This is a genomic window from Vibrio sp. 10N.222.49.C9 (assembly GCF_041474985.1).
Taxonomy (GTDB): Bacteria; Pseudomonadota; Gammaproteobacteria; order Enterobacterales; family Vibrionaceae; genus Vibrio; species Vibrio crassostreae_C.
Window position 1 is genome coordinate 1 of the sequence record NZ_JBFRVD010000734.1, and the last position, 268, is coordinate 268.

The following is a 268-nucleotide window of genomic DNA, read 5'->3' on the forward strand; positions in this document are numbered from 1 at the left end:
GAGTTTGTACTTGAGGATACGCTAGGTCGTAGCCGCACGGACTTGGCGCAATTGATGAACGATGTGATTCAAGAAGCCAATAAACAGCCAGAGATTGCGTATACCTTCAGTACTTTCCGCGCCAATGTGCCGCACTACTATGTAGACATTGACCGTGAGAAAGCGAAACAGCTTGGTGTATCTCTAACGGATATCTTCCAAACCCTTCAGGGTAACCTTGGTTCAATGTACGTGAATGACTTCACTATGCTAGGTAAGAACTTCAGGG

At 46.3% G+C, this 268-nt stretch carries 1 protein-coding gene; it reads left to right on the forward strand.

Going from position 1 to position 268, the window contains the following annotated elements:
- Positions 1–268, forward strand: a 268-nt coding sequence (locus AB4585_RS25320) for an efflux RND transporter permease subunit (RefSeq protein ID WP_372171531.1), incomplete at both ends; no start/stop codon positions are given.